The organism is Nocardiopsis sp. iso_40 (assembly GCF_056173285.1).
Window position 1 is genome coordinate 3,687,070 of record NZ_CM149666.1, and the last position, 16,874, is coordinate 3,703,943.

Annotated in this window: 15 protein-coding genes; 8 read left to right on the forward strand and 7 right to left on the reverse strand. The window is 72.2% G+C overall.

Annotated elements, in window-relative coordinates:
* Positions 1 to 13: 13 nt before the first annotated feature.
* Positions 14 to 811 (reverse strand): FAD-dependent thymidylate synthase, encoded by a 798-nt coding sequence (thyX, locus tag AC0VYD_RS16190; protein WP_475476358.1) that lies wholly within the window; start codon positions 809 to 811, stop codon positions 14 to 16.
* 193 nt (positions 812 to 1,004) lie between these two features.
* Positions 1,005 to 1,949, reverse strand: coding sequence for an NADP-dependent oxidoreductase (locus tag AC0VYD_RS16195; protein ID WP_475476359.1), 945 nt, complete (start codon positions 1,947 to 1,949; stop codon positions 1,005 to 1,007).
* Between the two features lie 114 nt (positions 1,950 to 2,063).
* On the opposite strand from AC0VYD_RS16195, the gene AC0VYD_RS16200 reads away from it, so the two are divergent.
* On the forward strand, positions 2,064 to 2,432 hold the full coding sequence (locus AC0VYD_RS16200; RefSeq protein WP_225942465.1) for a winged helix-turn-helix transcriptional regulator: 369 nt from the start codon (positions 2,064 to 2,066) through the stop codon (positions 2,430 to 2,432).
* Between the two features lie 212 nt (positions 2,433 to 2,644).
* Positions 2,645 to 3,088 (forward strand): GlcG/HbpS family heme-binding protein, encoded by a 444-nt coding sequence (locus tag AC0VYD_RS16205; RefSeq protein ID WP_475476360.1) that lies wholly within the window; start codon positions 2,645 to 2,647, stop codon positions 3,086 to 3,088.
* Positions 3,089 to 3,213: 125 nt separating this feature from the next.
* Here the strand turns inward: AC0VYD_RS16205 and AC0VYD_RS16210 are convergent, their stop codons facing one another.
* The 4 genes from AC0VYD_RS16210 to AC0VYD_RS16225 all read right to left on the reverse strand — a co-directional run bounded on the left by AC0VYD_RS16210 (position 3,214) and on the right by AC0VYD_RS16225 (position 8,389).
* Positions 3,214 to 3,354 carry a GPGG-motif small membrane protein gene (locus AC0VYD_RS16210; protein WP_475476361.1) on the reverse strand — a complete coding sequence of 47 codons (141 nt, stop codon included), beginning with the start codon at positions 3,352 to 3,354 and terminating at the stop codon, positions 3,214 to 3,216.
* 127 nt (positions 3,355 to 3,481) lie between these two features.
* A complete protein-coding gene (locus AC0VYD_RS16215; protein ID WP_475476362.1) occupies positions 3,482 to 5,725 on the reverse strand; it encodes an anthranilate synthase component I in 2,244 nt (747 codons plus the stop codon).
* 250 nt (positions 5,726 to 5,975) lie between these two features.
* The gene (locus AC0VYD_RS16220) at positions 5,976 to 6,779 is read right to left on the reverse strand and encodes a response regulator (protein WP_475476363.1); all 804 of its coding nucleotides are present in this window, start codon (positions 6,777 to 6,779) and stop codon (positions 5,976 to 5,978) included.
* A complete protein-coding gene (locus tag AC0VYD_RS16225) occupies positions 6,779 to 8,389 on the reverse strand; it encodes a sensor histidine kinase (RefSeq protein ID WP_475476364.1) in 1,611 nt (536 codons plus the stop codon). Before AC0VYD_RS16225 ends, AC0VYD_RS16220 begins: the two co-directional genes overlap by 1 nt.
* 169 nt (positions 8,390 to 8,558) lie before the next feature.
* Here AC0VYD_RS16225 and AC0VYD_RS16230 point away from each other — a divergent pair, with 169 nt between their 5' ends.
* The 6 genes from AC0VYD_RS16230 to AC0VYD_RS16255 all read left to right on the forward strand — a co-directional run bounded on the left by AC0VYD_RS16230 (position 8,559) and on the right by AC0VYD_RS16255 (position 15,906).
* Positions 8,559 to 9,608: a tripartite tricarboxylate transporter substrate binding protein gene (locus tag AC0VYD_RS16230; protein WP_475476365.1), complete on the forward strand. Its 1,050-nt coding sequence runs from the start codon at positions 8,559 to 8,561 to the stop codon at positions 9,606 to 9,608.
* Positions 9,605 to 10,213 carry a tripartite tricarboxylate transporter TctB family protein gene (locus AC0VYD_RS16235; RefSeq protein WP_475476366.1) on the forward strand — a complete coding sequence of 203 codons (609 nt, stop codon included), beginning with the start codon at positions 9,605 to 9,607 and terminating at the stop codon, positions 10,211 to 10,213. The genes AC0VYD_RS16230 and AC0VYD_RS16235 overlap by 4 nt, the downstream gene beginning before the upstream one ends.
* A gap of 21 nt (positions 10,214 to 10,234) precedes the next feature.
* Positions 10,235 to 11,857, forward strand: coding sequence for a tripartite tricarboxylate transporter permease (locus AC0VYD_RS16240; protein WP_475476367.1), 1,623 nt, complete (start codon positions 10,235 to 10,237; stop codon positions 11,855 to 11,857).
* Positions 11,858 to 11,879: 22 nt separating this feature from the next.
* Complete coding sequence (locus tag AC0VYD_RS16245) at positions 11,880 to 12,869, forward strand: Bug family tripartite tricarboxylate transporter substrate binding protein (protein WP_475476368.1); 990 nt, start codon at positions 11,880 to 11,882, stop codon at positions 12,867 to 12,869.
* A 237-nt stretch (positions 12,870 to 13,106) separates the two neighbouring features.
* On the forward strand, positions 13,107 to 15,392 hold the full coding sequence (locus AC0VYD_RS16250; RefSeq protein ID WP_475476369.1) for a HelD family protein: 2,286 nt from the start codon (positions 13,107 to 13,109) through the stop codon (positions 15,390 to 15,392).
* A gap of 34 nt (positions 15,393 to 15,426) precedes the next feature.
* Positions 15,427 to 15,906: a hypothetical protein gene (locus AC0VYD_RS16255; RefSeq protein ID WP_475476370.1), complete on the forward strand. Its 480-nt coding sequence runs from the start codon at positions 15,427 to 15,429 to the stop codon at positions 15,904 to 15,906.
* Positions 15,907 to 16,003: 97 nt separating this feature from the next.
* On the opposite strand, the gene AC0VYD_RS16260 is transcribed toward AC0VYD_RS16255, so the two are convergent.
* Complete coding sequence (locus tag AC0VYD_RS16260; protein WP_475476371.1) at positions 16,004 to 16,867, reverse strand: geranyl diphosphate 2-C-methyltransferase; 864 nt, start codon at positions 16,865 to 16,867, stop codon at positions 16,004 to 16,006.
* Positions 16,868 to 16,874 lie beyond the last annotated feature (7 nt).

The window sequence follows — 16,874 nt, forward strand, 5'->3', positions numbered from 1 at the left end:
GTGTGGAGTGGGGTCAGACCTTGCGGTACTGCGGCACCCAGGCGCCGTCCTCGACGGCGTAGTCGCCGAAGAGCGCGGGGGCCTCCTCCTTCAGCGTCTCACCGATGAGGTTGAACAGGAGGCGGATCTCCTCCTCCGCGCCGGGAGCGGTGCGGGCCTCCAGGGTGTGGCGCAGGGTGCGCACGTTGGCGGTCCACACCAGGCCGGTGGCCACGCCCTCGGGGGCGAAGCGGCGCATGAAGGAGGTCCTGTGCTTCTTCTCCGCGAACTTCACGCCCTCGTCGTCGAGCCCGAAGTGCTCGGCCATCCAGAACTGGAAGTCCTCCATCTGCTGGAGCATCGCGGTGGCGCGCTCCATCAGCTCCGGGTCCTCCTCGGCCCAGTCCGGGAACCAGAACGGCAGGTCACTCAGGCGCACGAAGCGCAGCGACTCCTGCGAGACGGCCACGCCGGGCCGGTGCCGGATGAGCTCGTGGGTGAGCACCCGGGAGACGTTGTGCAGCACGAAGCTGAAGCTGATGTGCTCCAGCACCGAGCCGTGCAGGCTGGCCAGCAGGTTGCCCAGGTACTGGTCCTGGTCCTTGCGCACCCGGGTCACGTTGGGGTTCAGCCCCGGCTCCCAGGAGCGGTAGCACAGGCGCCCGGCGAACTCGGCGAGGTTCTGGGGGTCGTTCAGGTGTGCGTCGAGCTCCCCCCGGTCGAACCGCTCCAGCCACGCCTCGCCGCCGACCTCCTTGAGGTAGTCGGTGATCGCGTCGTAGTCCACCTGCGGACGTGCAACCAGGCGGACCTGGGGCTCGACCTTCTTCACGGCACCTCTCCTAGCAACTCCCCGCCCCGGGGCACGCGTCAGGGCCATGACCAGGGTTTTCCAGGGCACGGGAGCGTGTGTGGGGCTGGGCCGATTGACCTCCCACGAGGGTACACGCCCCGTCGGCACACGTTCACGGCATCCGGTCCGCCGCACGGCCCGCCGGTGCGGCGGGCCGTGCGGGGCTCCGGAGTCAGGTCAGGGTGAGGACGACCTTGCCCGCGGTGCGTCCGGTCTGGCTGTACTCGTGCGCCTTGGCGGCCTCCTCCAGCGGGAAGGTCTCGCTCACGACCGGGCGCAGCTTGCCCGCCTCCACCAGGGCGGTGATCTCGTCCCACTGGGTGTGGTCGGGCTCGACGCAGACGGTGGCGCCGCGGACGCCCGCCGCGGCGGCGGCCTCGACGATCACCCCCTCTTCGAGGGGGTTGGACACCCCGATGTACAACCCGTCCGGCCGCAGGACGCGCAGCGACCGCTGCAGGTAGTCACCGCCGATGCCGTCGAGCACCACGTCGACGTCACCGACCGTCTCGGTGAAGTCGACGGAGGTGTAGTCGACCAGTTCGTCGGCGCCGAGTTCACGCAGCATCTGGTGTTTGGCGGCGCTGGCCGTACCGATGACGTGGGCGCCCCTGGCCTTGGCGATCTGCACGGCCAGGTGGCCCACCCCGCCCGCGGCGGCGTGCACGAGGACGCGCTGGCCCTCCTGAACCCCGGCGGTGTCGACCAGCGCCTGCCACGCGGTGAGCGAGGCCAGCGGCAGGGCGGCGGCATGGGCGTGGTCGATCCCCGCGGGTTTGCGGGAGAAGCGGCGGGCCGGAGCCGCCACGTAGTCGGCGTACGCGTCTGGCGCGTCGGGGTAGTTCGGCATCCCGTAGACCTCGTCGCCGACCGCGAACCGGCTCGACCCCTGCGAGACGGCCACCACCACCCCCGAGACGTCGAAACCCTGGGAGAAGGGGGGCGTGAGCCAGTACCCGTGCTGCCGGAGCTTCCAGTCGACCGGGTTGACCCCGGCGGCGTGCACGCGCACCAGGATCCGGGTTGCGCCCAGGTCGGGGACGGGCACCCGGGCGACCTCCAGGACCTCGGGGCCGCCAAGTGTCCGCTGCTGAACGATTCTCATCTGCTCTGTCATGTCCCAGAGCCTTCCGGATAAGGTATCCGTTGTATAGAAGGCACTTTAAAGTCTGGTAGGTACCCCGTGTATACCACTCCCGAGCTGCAAGAACATGGCGGAGCAGATGCCTACTTGCGCAACTGCGTCTCCCGTGACGTCCTCGACCTGCTGGCCAGCAAGTGGGTGTGCCTGGTCATGGGCGCACTCCCGAACGGACCGATGCGCTTCGGGGTGCTGCGCCGCCGCCTCGACGGCATCACACAGAAGATGCTCACCCGGACCCTTCGCGATCTGGAGCGCGCCGGCCTGGTGGACCGTCAGGTGTTCCCCACCACTCCGCCACAGGTGGAGTACTCCCTGACTCCCCTGGGGCAGGATCTGGTCGTGCTCATGGAGGCCTTCCGGGTGTGGGCCGAGAAGCACGGGGAGGAGATCAGCGAGGCGCGTGAGCGCTACGACGCGCGCGCGGCCGAGCCCGTGCGTGCGCTGAACGCACGGTAGGCCGCCGGAGGCCGCCGCCGCTTGGGGACCCACCGTTGGGCATGGAGCTTTCCACGAACTCCGGGGTTTTCCGGCCGGGGAATCCGGCGCATTCCCACATTCACTACCGGCTCGGCCCGCATTAGCCTCGTGTGGTACGCATCACCAACCCCCGTGAACGGCACGACTCCGACGTCTCCCCCTCGGGGACCCGAACGAAGGGAACGCGCCTGGTGGCCATTACTCTGGAGCAGGCCCAGGGACTGATCGACGGGGCCGGGGAATACGCGGCCGCCAACGGCCTGAAGCCGCTGACCATCGCCGTACTGGACCCGGGCGGCGTCCTCGTGGCCCTGGCCCGCCAGGACGGCTCGGGCCTGCTCCGGCCGGACCTCGCCGTGGCCAAGGCCTGGGGCGTGCTCGGGCTCGGGATGAACAACCGGGCGATCGCCGCCCGTGCGGAGTCCTCTCCGGAGTTCTTCGCCTCGCTCACCGCTCTGGCCCAGGGCAGGGTGCTCAGCGTCCCCGGCGGTGTTTTCGTCCGGGACGGGCGGGGCGCGCTGCTGGGTGCCTGCGGGGCCACCGGGGACACCTCGGCCAACGACGAACTCGCCCTCCTGGCGGGCATCGGGTCCGTGGGGCTGTGCGCCGAGACCGGTGCCGAGGAGACCGTCTGACGGACGGAGCCCCGGCACCCGGGCGGGCGCTCAGCGCCGCACGTCCGAATGCCGGGGCCCTGCCACGGCACCCCGAAGGGGGCGGGGCAGCAGTCGGAATTCTCCCCTTGCTCGCCCGTGACGGCCTAGAGGCCGTAGAAGTAGCCGGGGGCGACGAAGAGGCCGACGACGATGGCGATGATGCCCCACAGGAGCTGCCCGCGCAGCACGCCGAGAACGCCGCCGACAATGAGGATGATTCCGAGGATCGTTAGCAAAGTACCCATACGCAACCCCTGTCCGCTAACGGGTTGATCAAACTTGGCTAACGGAAAGGTTTCGGGCGCTTAGGTCTTCCGCGCAGGTGAGAGGCGGTCCGCACACGACAGATCCTTCACATGCGGACCGTCCGTATCATCCTCGGGCGAGTTCCAGGACCCGGGAGACGATGCCCTCGCCCACGCTGGCGGTGAGGATCGACTCGGGATGGAACTGGACGGCGTACCAGCGCGCGTCCGGGTCCTCGATCGCCATCACCAGGGACTCCTGGCCGGCGCCGCCCTCCAGAACCGCGGTGACCTCGAAGTTCTTCACCAGGTCACGGGTGCTGTAGGTGGAGTGGTAGCGGGCCGCGGGGAAGACGCCGTCCTCACCCGTACCCGACAGCAGCCGACCGCCCAGGACCCGGACCCGGCCGGGCTTGCCGTGCACCGGCTCCTCCAGGGTGCGCAGCTCTCCCCCCGCGTGCTCGACCATGCCCTGCAGGCCCAGGCACACCCCGAACACCGGCAGGCGGCGGGCGGCCAGGGCGTCCAGCAGGTCCGACATGGCGAAGTCGACCGGCAGGCCGGGGCCGGGTGAGAGCACCACCAGGTCGGGGGCGAGCCGGTCCAGCAGTTCGGGGTCGAACCCATAGCGGACCGTGGTGACATGCGCCCCGTGACGGCGCACGTAGTCGGCGAGGGTGTTGACGAAGGAGTCCTCGTGGTCGACCAGCAGGACCCGCATGCCCTCACCGGGAAGCCCGGCGGGCGCCGGGGCGGCCTGGGCGACGGATCCGTCGGCCTCCCGGTCCGCCCCGCCCGCCTCGGCGCGCGCGGCCTCCTCGCCCAGGGCGAGGGTCTCCAGCAGGGCCCGGGCCTTGAGGAAGGTCTCCCGCTCCTCGGCCTCGGGGTCGGAGTCGTAGAGCAGGGTCGCGCCCACCCGCACCGCGGCCACCCCGTCGCGGATGTGGGCGGTGCGCAGGGTCAGGCCGGTGTTCATGGAACCGTCGAAGTTGATCACCCCGACGGCACCGCCGTACCAGCGGCGGGGGCTGGTCTCGTGCTGCTCGATGAAACGCATCGCCCAGGTCTTGGGGGCTCCGGTCACGGTGACCGCCCACATGTGGGTGAGGAAGGCGTCCAGGGCGTCGAAGTCGCGGCGCAGGGTGCCCTCGATGTGGTCGACGGTGTGGATCAGGCGCGAGTACATCTCGATCTGCCTGCGGCCGATCACCTTGACGCTGCCGGGTTCGCACACGCGCGACTTGTCGTTGCGGTCCACGTCCGTGCACATGGTGAGCTCGGACTTCTCCTTCACCGAGGAGAGCAGTTCCTGGATGTTCTCCGCGTCCCCGAGCGCGTCCTCGCCGCGGCGGATGGTGCCGGAGATGGGGCAGGTCTCGACCCGCTGACCGGTACCGGGTTCGCCGCTGACCCGTACGAACATCTCCGGGGAGGCGCCGACGAGGTACTCGCCCTCCCCCAGGTTGAAGAAGAACTCGTAGGGCGCGGGGTTGCGTTCGCGCAGCAGCTCGTAGAAGCGGGCGGGTGAGGAGCAGCGCGCGTAGGTGCGGTGCCCGGGCACGACCTCGAACAGGTCGCCGCGGCGGAACTTCTTCTTGGCTTCGGCGACGATCTCGGCGTAGGAACCGGGCTGGGGGCCGGGCGGTACCTCGGCGGCGACCACCGGCGGCGTGGGCTCGCTCCGGCGGGGCAGGCCCTCGGTGGTGGCCTCGGGCCGGTCGCCGTCGGCGGGGACGGTGAACTCGTAGGTGTAGCGCACGCAGGTCTCGCGCTTGCGGTCGCGGACGACGATGGCGTCGGGCAGGTGCAGGACCATGTCCCGGTCGGCGGGGTCGCGGTCGATGTGCCGCTGGACCGGCTCGAACTGGAAGGCGAGGTCGTAGCCGAAGGCCCCGTAGAGGCCCAGGTTGGTGTCCTCGGGGCTGCGCAGGGCCGCGACGACCGAACGCAGGGCGGTGAAGACGCTGGGGCGGCGGCTGCGCTCCTCCTCGGTGAAGAAGGCGTCCGGGTCGGGTTCGGGAACGGTGATCGCAACGTGGTCGGCGCCCTGCTCGCGGTCGTCGGCCCCGGGCACGGCGTCGAGGGCGCCGGCGAGCACGGGGAGCAGGACCCGCCCGCGGGCGTTGAGCGCGGTGGCGGTGACCCTGCGGCCCCGGGTACTGACCTCCAGGCAGGGGTCGACGTACCCCAGGTGCCAGCGGTCGTAGCGGCCGGGATACTCCATCCCCGAGGAGAGCACGCCGCCGCGCCGGTACTCGACCGAACTGACGAGGTCGGTGAGGACCTCGGGGTCGCAGGGGGTGGCGTTGCGGTGAACGGTCACGCCGCTCGGGGTGCGGTACGTGGTGGTCTGTGCGTCGCTGGGGTTCACGGCCGGTCCTTTTGGCGCTCTGCGGTCGGGGTGGTCGTCACCGGCCGGGGCCGCCAAACAGGAAACGACCGCCGGTCCGGGGCGGTCGCTGTTTTCGGGTACTACGAACCTGCGCCGCTCAGGAGCGGCGCCACCACTGGGCCTGGGTGGTCGTGTCGGCTCGCATGGGCCCGAGTGTAGCGGCTGCGGCGGGCCGGGGCCACCGCCGCACCGGTTCCGGTGCGGCGACAGCCCCGATTCGGGCCCCGGTTCACCCCGACCAGCGGTAACGGCGTTCGGGCCGTCCGGCCGTGCCGTAGCGCAGCCGGACCTCGACGCGCCCGGACTCGGCGAAGTACTCCAGGTAGCGGCGGGCGCTGACCCGGGAGACGCCGGTGGCGGCGGCGCACTCGGTCGCCGAGAGGTCCTCGGTGCCCGCTTCCCCGCTCCGGGCGGCGCGGGTGCGCAGCGCCCGCTCCACGAGCTCGGCGGTCGGGCTGGTCAGCCCCTTGGGCATCACCTTGGCGGGGCGGTTCACCGGCCGGGCCGCGCCGAAGGCCCGGTCGACGGCGTCCTGGTCGGCGGCGTCCCCGGTCGCCAGGTCACGGCGCAGCCGCGCGTAGTCGCGCAGCCGCTCGGTCAGGAGCGCGGGCTCGAAGGGTTTGATCAGGTACTGCACCGCCCCGCCGCGCAGCGCGTGGCGGACGGTCGCGCTGTCCCTGGCCGCCGTGATGACCAGAGCGTCCACCTCGGGCAGGTCCTGGCCGCCGGACGCGCGCAGTGCGCGCAGCACCTCGATCCCGTTCATGTCGGGCAGGTAGATGTCGAGCAGGACCAGGTCCGGGCGCGATCGCGCGACCATGTCCAGTGCCTCGGCTCCGGTCCCGGCCTCGCCGACGACGGTGAAGCCGGGTACCCGCTCCACCAGGCCCCGGTGGACCCGCGCCACCATGAAGTCGTCATCGACGATGAGTGTCCTGACCTGCGCGGCAGTGTCCTCGGATGCCGCATCCGGCGCGTTCGGCGTGTGCCTGGCGGTGTGCTGCGGTCGTGGGCTGCCAGGAGTGGTGGGCATCAGTTCTCCCCTTCGGGATCGGGCGGGGTCTCGTGCAGGACGGCGGTGAACCGTGAACCGGCGACGGTCGCCGTTCCGCCGCGGCGCGCGCAGACCAGGCCGACGATGGCCAGTCCCAGGCCGCGCTTGCGCCCGGCTCCGTCCTTGGTCGTGTAGCCGTGTTGGAAGACCTCGCCGGCGAGTTCGCTGGGCACACCGGGTCCGGAGTCGCTGACGCTCACGTGGACCGGGGCGCTGCCGCCGCCGACGACCCCGACCTCCACCCAGGGGCGTTCGGCGCCGCCGGCGGTCGGGGCGACGGCGTCCAGGGCGTTGTCGACCAGGTTGGCCACGACCGTGACCAGGTCGTCGGACAGCTCCTCCGAGACCGGTTCCAGCCGGGTCCGCGGACAGACCCGCAGCCGGGTGCGCTGCTCGTCGGCCAGGCTGGTCTTGGCGATGAGCAGCGCGGCCAGCGAGGGGTCGCCGACCCGGCCGGTGACGTCGGCGCTGAGCTGGGCCCGGGCGCCGCCGACCTGGCTGACGTACTTGGCGGCCTCACCGTACTCGCGCAGCTCCAGCAGCCCGGAGATGACGTGCAGCCGGTTGCTGAACTCGTGGGCCTGGGCGCGCAGGGTCTCGGTGGTGGTCTTGCTGGTGTCCAGTTCGTGCTGGAGCTCGACCAGGTCGGTGCGGTCGCGCATGGTGGTCACGGATCCGACGGGGCTTCCGTCGGCGGCCAGGGGCATCCGGTTGAGGGCGACCAGCCGGTCGCCCAGGGCCACCACGGTGTCGCGGCCCCGGACCCGGCCCAGCAGGACGTCCTCCAGTTCACCGCCCACCCCCAGGTCGGCCAGGGTGGAGCCGACGCAGTCGGGGGGCAGGCCGAGCAGTCGGACGGCGGCGGCGTTGGCCAGAGTGACCCGGTGCTCGGCGTTCAGGCCCAGGACGCCCTCCTTGATGCCGTAGAGCATGGCCTCCCGGTGTTCCACGAGCCGGGCGATCTGGTCGGGCTCCAGGCCCAGGGTCTGGCGTTTGACCCGGCGGGACAGCAGCAGGGACCCGGCCACGCCGAGCACGCTGGCAATACCCAGGTACACCAGGAGGTTGGGGGTGGCCAGGACCAGGAGTTCACCGGCGCCGGGGTAGTCCACGCCCGCGACGACGAGGCCGAGGATGGCACCGCCCTCGCCGATGACCGGGACGGCCGCGGCCACGGTGCGGTTGCCGTCGATCTCGGTGACCCCGGTCCAGGCGCGGCCCTGGAGCGCCAGGGCGATGCCGGGCTCCGCCCGGGGTCCGCCGTCACCGGGGCCGGGGTCCAGGGTCAGGGCCCGCCCGTCGCTGTCGTGGACGATCAGGTGGTCGGTGCTGGAGAGCACGCGCACGCTCTCGGCCGTCGGCGCCAGGACCTCCGGGCTCCCCTCGGCCCGCAGCCCCGCGCGGACGATGTCCCGTGCGGCGGTGCTCTCGGCGACCGAGAGCATCCGGCGGCTCTCGGTCTGGCGCAGGCGTGCGTCGGACTGGGCCAGGGACACGGCGGCGACCATGACCAGCACGATGACGACGATGCCGAGCTGCAGCGCGAGGAACTGCCCGGCCAGCGTCGTTCTCGGCGCCCCGAACCTCATCGGTCGGCCCCTGCCGGGGCCCGTGTGAACACAACGACCACAACATTCCTTACGACCATTGCCCGCACAAAAGACACAACACTTCTCACCCGTGTTTCCCTCTGCTTGCCTGTGCGTTGCCTCACACGACAACCGGAACATACCCGGCCAGATCCCCTACGGAGAAATCATGCTCCGCACGACGAAGACGCACGTCAGTCCCGGTGCCCCCAGTTCGGCCCCTGCCCGCCGCGCCCCGGGGTTGCGCGCGGCCGCCGTCGGCGCCGCCCTCCCGCTGGTGCTCGCCGCCTGCGGCACCGAAAGCGGCACCGCCGAGGACGGCACCTGGGCGCCGACCGAGGCCATCGAGATCACCGCCCCGGCGGCCACCGGCGGCGGCTGGGACACCCTCGCCCGCACCGGCGCCCGCCTGCTGGAGGAGGAGGGCCTGGTGGAGGAGTCCGTCCAGGTGGTCAACAAGCCGGGCGCGGGCGGCGCCATCGGCTGGGCCTACGTCGCCGGGCACAGGAGCGACCCGCACAAGCTGTTCGTGACCAGCCCGCCCATCCTGCTGGTGCCGATGGCCGGGAACTCCGACCACGACCACGAGGACTTCACCCCGATCGCCCGGCTGGCGACCGACTACATGGTCTACCTCGTGCCCGCTGACTCCGACGTCGAGACCTTCGCCGAGCTGGCGGCCCAGGCCGAGTCCGGTGAGTTCAGCGTCGGCGGCGGCTCGGGCCCCGGCAGCATGGACCACGTCGCCCTGGCGGGCGCGCTGACCGCGGCCGGGACGGACCCGGCATCGGCCAACTACATCCCCTTCGACGGCGGCGGCGAGGCCATGACCTCGCTGCTGGGCGGGCACGTGGACGCGGCCGTCGTGGGCACGGGCGAGGCCCTGGGCATGCTGGAGTCCGGGGACATGCGCGCGGTGGGGATCTCCTCCCCCGAGCGCGTGGAGGCCGTGTCCGACGTGCCGACCCTGGTCGAACAGGACGTCGACTTCACCTTCGACATCTGGCGCGGCGTCATGGCCCCGGGTGACCTGGACGAGGCCCAGATCGCCTACCACGAGGAGATGTTCGCCGAACTGATGGACACCGAGGCGTGGCAGGAGGAGTCCGCCCGCCTGGGCTGGACCGACGCCTACCAGGACAGCGAGGAGTTCGGCGCCTTCCTGGACGGTGCCCGCGACGAGTACGCCGAGATCCTGACCGAGGTCGGTCTCCAGTGAGCGACAGGACCACGACACCGGGCGGAGCAGCGGCGGAGACCGTCCGGGACCGCCTCCGGAGGCTCCGGGCGCCGGGCACGGGGGTGACGCCGGAGCAGGCGTTCCGTTTCTCACCCCGCACGATGGGCACCGCGGTCGGGCTGTTCGCGATCGGCTACCTGGTGCTGGCCTTCCAGATGCCCGACTACACGGCGGTGAGCGTCCCCGTCCAGCCGTCCACCCTCCCGCGCTGGCTGGGGGTGGTGCTGCTGGTGCTGGCGGTGCTGCTGTTCTTCCAGCGCGCCCCGGTGGACGAGGCGGCGGCCACGGACAGCACCTCCACGGACGCCGACCCCGCGCAGGACGCCGCCCGGCTGGGCAGGCTCGCCGACCCCCGCCTGGAGATCGGCCTGTTCGTCGGCGCACTCGTCGTCTACGTCGCCCTGTTCGAGCCCCTCGGGTTCGTCCTGGCCACCGCCCTGTACCTCGGGTCGATGACCTGGTACCTCGGCTACCGCCGGCACCTGGTCACCGCCACGGTCGCCCTCGGCCTGCCCTTCGCGCTCTACGCGGCCATGACCTGGGGCCTGGGCGTGGTGCTGCCGAGCGGCCCGCTCCCCTTCTGAACCCGACCAAGGAAGCCTCCCATGGGCATGCTCGACCAACTCCTGCACGGGTTCAGCATCGCGCTGACCCCGCAGAACCTGCTCTTCGTCCTCATCGGTGTGCTCGCCGGGACGGTCATCGGCATCCTGCCGGGGCTGGGGCCGATGAGCGCGATCGCGCTGATGATCCCGATCGCCTACGGCATGGAGCCCACCTCGGCGATCATCATGCTGGCCGGGGTGTACTACGGGGCCATCTTCGGCGGATCGACCTCGTCCATCCTGCTCAACGCCCCGGGCGTGGCCGGAACGGTCGCCACGTCCTTCGACGGCTACCCGATGGCCCTGCGGGGCAGGGCGGGCAAGGCCCTGGCGATCGCCGCGATCTCCTCGTTCGTCGGCGGCACCGTCGGCGTCGTCGGCCTGATGGCGATCGCGCCGGGCCTGGCGTCGTTCGCGGTCAGCTTCGGGCCCGCCGAGTACTTCGCCCTGATGGTGCTGGGCCTGACCGCGGTGGTCTCCCTCGGCGGGAACAACCTGGTCAAGGGTCTGATCTCGGCCGTGGTCGGGGTGATGACGGCCCTGGTGGGCATCGACTCCCAGACCGCGATCGTCCGGTACACCTTCGACCTGCCCGAACTGTACGAGGGCGTGGAGTTCCTCATCGTGGCCCTGGGCGTGTTCGCGCTCGCCGAGGTGCTGGTCATGCTCAACCGGCGCGGGCAGGGCGGTGCGCGCAGGGGCGTGACCTCGCTGCGGCTGTCCGGCCGTGAGCTGGGCCGGATCGCCCCGCCCACGCTGCGCTCCTCGGTGCTCGGCTTCTTCACCGGCGTCCTGCCCGGCGCGGGGGCCACGGTCGCCTCGTTCCTGTCGTACTCGATGGAGAAGAAGATCGCCCGCGACGGCGACACCTTCGGCCGGGGCAACCCGAAGGGGGTGGCCGCCCCCGAGGCGGCCAACAACGCGGCGGCGGTGGGCTCGTTCGTGCCGCTGATGACCCTGGGCGTGCCGGGGTCGGGCACGACCGCGATCCTGTTGGGCGCGCTGCTCGTGCTGGGCGTGACCCCGGGGCCGACGATGCTGGCCGACAACCCCGACATGTTCTGGGGCGTGGTCGCGTCGATGTACGTGGGCAGCGTGGTGCTGCTGGTCCTCAACCTGCCGCTGATCCCGGTGTTCGCCAAGGTCCTCAACACACCCAGGGCGGTCCTGGTTCCCCTGGTCGTCGTATTCTGCGTGGTGGGGGTCTACGGACTCAGCTTCAGCGTGTTCGACCTCGGCCTGCTCGCCGCGTTCGGCGCCGTCGGCTTCCTGATGCGGCGCAACGGCTTCCCGGCCGCGCCGCTGATCCTGGGACTCATCCTGGGCGGCCTGATGGAGACCAACATGCGCCGGGCCCTGCAGATCTCCGGCGGTGACTGGGGCGTCTTCGCCAGCGAGCCGATCTCGGCGGGGCTGCTGGCCGTGGCGCTGCTGTCGCTGCTTCCGGCCCTGGTCCGCGCGGTGCGCGGACTGCGCCGCGGCCGGGTCGGGCCGAGCTCACCGGAGGCGGCGACGGACGCCGGAACCGACTCGGACACGGGCTCCGGAACCGGCTCGGAGGCAGGCCCCGGGGACGGGCCGGGCACCGGTTCCGAGGATCAGGCCCCGGCTCCGCGGAGCTGAGACGACGGGAAGTGACGAGCGGTTGAACGGGCACGGCGGTGCGGCGGCGCGGCGGGGGCCGAGCCGCCGCGCCGTCCTCGCCGCAGGACTGGCGCTGGCGTTGGCGGGCTGCGAGGTGCCGGGACGCCGGGAGGCGCTGCGGATCATGGTGCCGACCCCGCCCGGCGGAGGGTTCGACCACACCGCCCGGACGCTGGCCTCGGTGGTCGAGGAGATCGACGCGGTCCCCGACGTCACGGTCTTCAACCTGGCCGGGAGTACGGGCACCGCCGCGCTGGCCCGGCTGGTGTACGAGCACGGTTCGGCCGGCCTGCTGCTGCAGATGGGGCTGGGCCTGGTCGCCAACACCCACGTCGACTCCGCCGCCGACTCGGTCACCCAGGCCACCCCGGTGGCCCGCCTGATCGAGGAGCCCGAGGCGCTGCTGGTCCCCGCGGACTCGGAGTACGCCTCCATCGACGACCTGGTGCGGGCCTGGCGCGCGGACCCGGGCGCCGTGCGCGTCGGCGGCGGCTCGACCCCGGCCGGACCCGACCACCTGGTGACCATGCTGCTGGCCGAGGAACTGGGCATCGACCCGGCCGAGGTCGTCTACCACTCCTACGACGGGGGCGGTCCGATGCAGGCCGCCCTGATGCGCCACACGGTCGAGTTCGCCGCCGCGGGCCCCAGCGAGCAGCGCGCGGCGATCGACTCCGGGCAGCTGCGGGTCCTGGCGCTGACGGCGGCCGAGCCGGACCCGGGGATCGGGGCGCCAACTCTGCTGGAGGCCGGGATCGACCTGGAGTTCATGAACTGGCGCGGGCTGCTGGCCCCGCCCGATCTGTCCGGGGAGGACCTCGCCCGACTGCTGGAGCTGGTGGAGCGGGTGCACGCCTCGGCGGAGTGGCGCGGGCGGCTGGCGCGCAACCGGTGGACCGACGCCTACCTCGCCGGGGACGGGTTCGCCGCCTTCCTCGCGGAGGAGGACGAGCGCACCGGTCGGACCCTGGAACGGATCGGCCTGGCCTGAGAGCGCTTCCGGACAGGCGTGCCCCGACCGGTGTGGGCCTGCCCGGACACGGATCGGAGCCCCGACACAGCGAAACCCCCGCCCCGGTGGGGTGGGGGTCGTGACCGCGTGGACCAGAGCGTGGGCCTCAGTTCCAAGTACTGACGGTGCGTACGGCGCGCATCTTCTGCTAGGCTGCCATATCCACGCTTATAAAAGCAAAATAGGATTCTTCCTACGGGCAAGGATAGCAACCAAATGGATTCCCGTCAATCCGACAGCTCGGCCCCCTCGCCCGAGAAATCCGCGATCGCGGTCGAACAGGCACGCGTCAGCGTCATGTACGAACGCCTGGACACCCTGCGGGCACAGACCGAACAGCGGCTCATCGACGCCCACCTGCAGGAGCGCAGCGGCTACGCCGCCATCGTGGAACGCGAGACGCGCTCCTACGAGCACGCCCGGCGCCGGGCCCAGCTCGGCTCCGTCGAGGAGGGGCTCTGCTTCGGCCGGATCGACCTCGCCCACGGGCCCGAGGAGACCGAAGCCCGCTACGTGGGCCGGATCGGCCTGCGCGACACCGAGCACGAGACCATCCTGGTGGACTGGCGGGCCCCGGCCGCCCGCCCCTTCTACGCGGCCACCCCCGGCGACCCGGAGGGGATCACCCGCCGACGCCACCTCAGGGTGCGCGACAGACGGGTCCTGGGCGTGGACGACGAGGTCTTCGACACCGAGGGCCTCAGCGAGAGCGACCGCCGCCAGCTGGTCGGCGAAGCGGCCCTGCTGTCCTCCCTGCACCGCGGCCGCACCGGCCGCATGGCCGACATCGTCGCCACCATCCAGGCCGAACAGGACCGGGTCATCCGGGCACAGCTGGCCGGTGTCCTGGTCGTCCAGGGCGGCCCGGGCACCGGCAAGACCGTCGCGGCCCTGCACCGCGCCGCCTACCTGCTCTACACCCACCGCCGGGTCCTGGAGCGCCGCGGTGTCCTGGTCGTGGGCCCCAACCCGGCGTTCCTGCGCTACATCGGCGACGTGCTGCCCTCCCTCGGCGAGACCGACGTGGTGATGCGCACGGTCGGCGAACTCCTCCCCGGAGTGGCGGCCACCGAACACGACACCCACCGGACCGCGCTGCTCAAGGGCTCCCCGCGAATGGCCGACCTGGTGCGCGCCGCCGTCCGGGACCGGCAGCGCTCGCCCCGGCGGGCGTTCGGCGAGGACGACCTGCGTGTGGAGACCGACGCGGGGACGCTGGTCGTCCCCGGCGACCTGTGCGCACAGGTGCTGGAGAACGCCCGGAACCTGCGGCTACCGCACAACACGGCGCGCAAGTACCTGGTGAACACCCTGCTCACCGAACTCGGCCGGGCCGAGTCCGCGCTGCTCGGCCGCCCCGTCGCGGAGGAGGACCTCCCGCACGCGGGCGCACGGCTCTGGCAGGAGGAGCCCGTACGGCAGGCCCTGGACGCCCTGTGGCCCGACCTGACCCCGCAGTGGCTGCTGCGCGGACTGTACTCCGACCCCGAGGCGCTGGCCCGGGTGGGCGCCGAGGCCGGGGTCGCGGAGGCCGGGTCCCTGGTCCGCCCCGCGGGCCACGCGTGGACCGTGGAGGACGTTCCACTGCTGGACGAGGCCGCCGAGCTGCTGGGCCGGGACGACAGCGTCCTGCGCGCACGGCAGCGCAGGATGGACGCCGAACGGGAGGAGGAGGTCCGCTACGCCCAGGGTGTACTCGACTTCACCGGCCTGACCGAGGACCCGGCCGAGGGCCTGGACGCGGTCACCCTCGCCGCCCGCCACCGCGACTCGGGGCCGAACCTGAGCACCGCCGACCGGGCCGGGGCGGACCGTACCTGGTCCTACGGGCACGTGATCGTGGACGAGGCCCAGGAACTGTCCCCGATGGCCTGGCGCACCGTGATGCGCCGGGTGCCGACACGGTCCCTGACCGTCGTCGGCGACGTCGCCCAGACCGGCAGCGCCGCCGGGACCGACTCCTGGCTGGCGGCGCTGGAGCCCTACGCACCCGCGAAGGTGCACGTGGAGCACCTGCGGGTGAACTACCGGACCCCGGCCCCGATCATGGCGGTGGCCGCCGACGTGCTGCGCGAGGCCGCCCCCGGCCAGGAGATCCCCGAGTCCGTGCGCGAGGACGGGCAGCCGCCCCGCGCGGTGCGGCTGGCGGGCCTGCACGGCCTGCCCGACCTGGTCGTCGAGGAGCACGGGGCCATCGGCGAGGGCCGGATCGCGGTGGTCACCTCCGACGCCTCCCTGGCCGAGGTGGCGGCCCTGCTGCCCGGGGCGGGACGCCCCGGAACGGGTTCCGGAGACGAGCCGGGCGACTCCGTGGTGGTGCTGACCGCGACGGAGTCCAAGGGCCTGGAGTTCGACTCGGTGGTCGTGGTGCGCCCCGAGCAGATCCTGGCCCAGCACCGGGGCGCCAACGACCTGTACGTGGCCCTCACCCGCGCGACCAGGCGGCTGACCGTGGCCCACGAGGACGGCCTGCCCGGGATCCTCGACCGGTTGGCCGGATGAGGGGCGCGGGGGCGCTTCCGGTAGGAAGAGGGACATGACCCCCGACACCCCGGGCCGGGGCCCGCTCCCGCCGCTCCCCCGCCCGGTCACCGGCGTCCACGTCCGCAACGTCCTGCAGACGGCCTGCCCCGGGTACTTCGCCCTGGTCTGGCTGGACGCCGGGCCCGCGCTCGGCGGCGCGGACTTCGAGTTCGCCGACGAGCTGCCCGCGGTCTGCCCGCACCCCGACGAACCCCTCCCCGAGGTGTTCAGGGCGGCCTTCGCCAAGGGGGTGCGCGAGGGGCTGCGGAGCCGGGGCCGGAGCCGGGCGCCCTACGCCACGAGGGTCGTGCTCCGCGACGCCGTGTGGAGTTGGAACGACTCCAACCCCCAGAGCTTCGAGGTCGCCGGGAGGTACGCCGCCGAGGAGGTCCTGGAGTGCGTCCGGCAGGGCCGCGAACCCCGGAGGGCGGGACGCAACGCCCTGGTCGACCGTCCCGTACCGCCGATGCCGCGGACCCTCCCGCGGGGCTGAGGATCCGGAGCCCGCTACGGGCTACGGCCGGGTGCCCGCCCCGCACCGCGGGCACCCGGCCGCCTCGGACCCTGTCGAGGCCGGACCTCGTCGGGGGTCAGACCTTGTCGGCGGCGATGAGCAGGTAGTGGAAGCTGCCCTCGCGGTAGGCGGTCAGGAAGGGGTCCTCGATGCCGGTGGCCACCGAGGAGCGCGCCCGCAGCTCCCAGTACGGGATGGTCTGGTCGGTCAGGTCCACCACGGAGATCGGGACCAGCCCGTTGGCGGCCATGGCCCGGAAGTAGGCGCTGCGCGGGTGGATGTTGCAGGTGTAGTGCTCGTCGATCCGGCTGACCGCCTTGGAGCGCCCACCGGTGACGTCGTTGTAGCAGCCGGTGATGGTCACGTACCGGCCGCCGTGGCGCAGCAGCCGGGCGTGCTCGGCGAAGAGTTCGTGCAGGTCCACGTACATGGTGGACTCGTTGTTCCAGCTGGCGGAGAGCGAGCCGGTCTCGAAGCCGGTGTCGAGCATGTTGCGGAAGTGGAAGCGCACACGGTCCGCCACCCCGCGCTCCCGGGCCTGCTCGTTGGCGAAGTCCACCTGCTTCTGCGAGATGCTCACCCCGTCCACCGCGCAGCCGAAGCGGTTGTGGGCCATGAAGCTGCTGCCGCCCCGGCCAGAACCGGTGTCCATGATCCGGTCCCGGGGCCCCAGCGGACCGAGGTGGTCCAGGAGGAGTTCGGCCTGGGCGGTCTCCAGCCGGTGCATCTCCTCGATGATCCGCTGGTTCCGGGTCTCCTCCGGCCCCTCCAGCACGGAGGGGTCGAAGTCACCGACGCCGTAGTGGTGGTGGTAGAGGCCGTCCACGTCGCCCAGGCGCAGGTTCACCGGATCCTGCTCGGCGTTCCAGTACTCGGCGACCGATTCCTGGTAGGCGGTGCGCAAAACCGAACCCGAGGTCGAGGGCATGATGTCAGTCATGTGAACT

Bases quoted from the DNA above. Each gene is read 5' to 3' on its own strand.
- AC0VYD_RS16195 (WP_475476359.1), bottom strand. From the start codon at position 1,949: ATGACAGAGCAGATGAGAATCGTTCAGCAGCGGACACTTGGCGGCCCC.
- AC0VYD_RS16210 (WP_475476361.1), bottom strand. From the start codon at position 3,354: ATGGGTACTTTGCTAACGATCCTCGGAATCATCCTCATTGTCGGCGGC.
- AC0VYD_RS16220 (WP_475476363.1), bottom strand. From the start codon at position 6,779: ATGCCCACCACTCCTGGCAGCCCACGACCGCAGCACACCGCCAGGCAC.
- AC0VYD_RS16225 (WP_475476364.1), bottom strand. From the start codon at position 8,389: ATGAGGTTCGGGGCGCCGAGAACGACGCTGGCCGGGCAGTTCCTCGCG.
- AC0VYD_RS16230 (WP_475476365.1), top strand. From the start codon at position 8,559: ATGCTCCGCACGACGAAGACGCACGTCAGTCCCGGTGCCCCCAGTTCG.
- AC0VYD_RS16240 (WP_475476367.1), top strand. From the start codon at position 10,235: ATGGGCATGCTCGACCAACTCCTGCACGGGTTCAGCATCGCGCTGACC.
- AC0VYD_RS16250 (WP_475476369.1), top strand. From the start codon at position 13,107: ATGGATTCCCGTCAATCCGACAGCTCGGCCCCCTCGCCCGAGAAATCC.
- AC0VYD_RS16255 (WP_475476370.1), top strand. From the start codon at position 15,427: ATGACCCCCGACACCCCGGGCCGGGGCCCGCTCCCGCCGCTCCCCCGC.
- AC0VYD_RS16260 (WP_475476371.1), bottom strand. From the start codon at position 16,867: ATGACTGACATCATGCCCTCGACCTCGGGTTCGGTTTTGCGCACCGCC.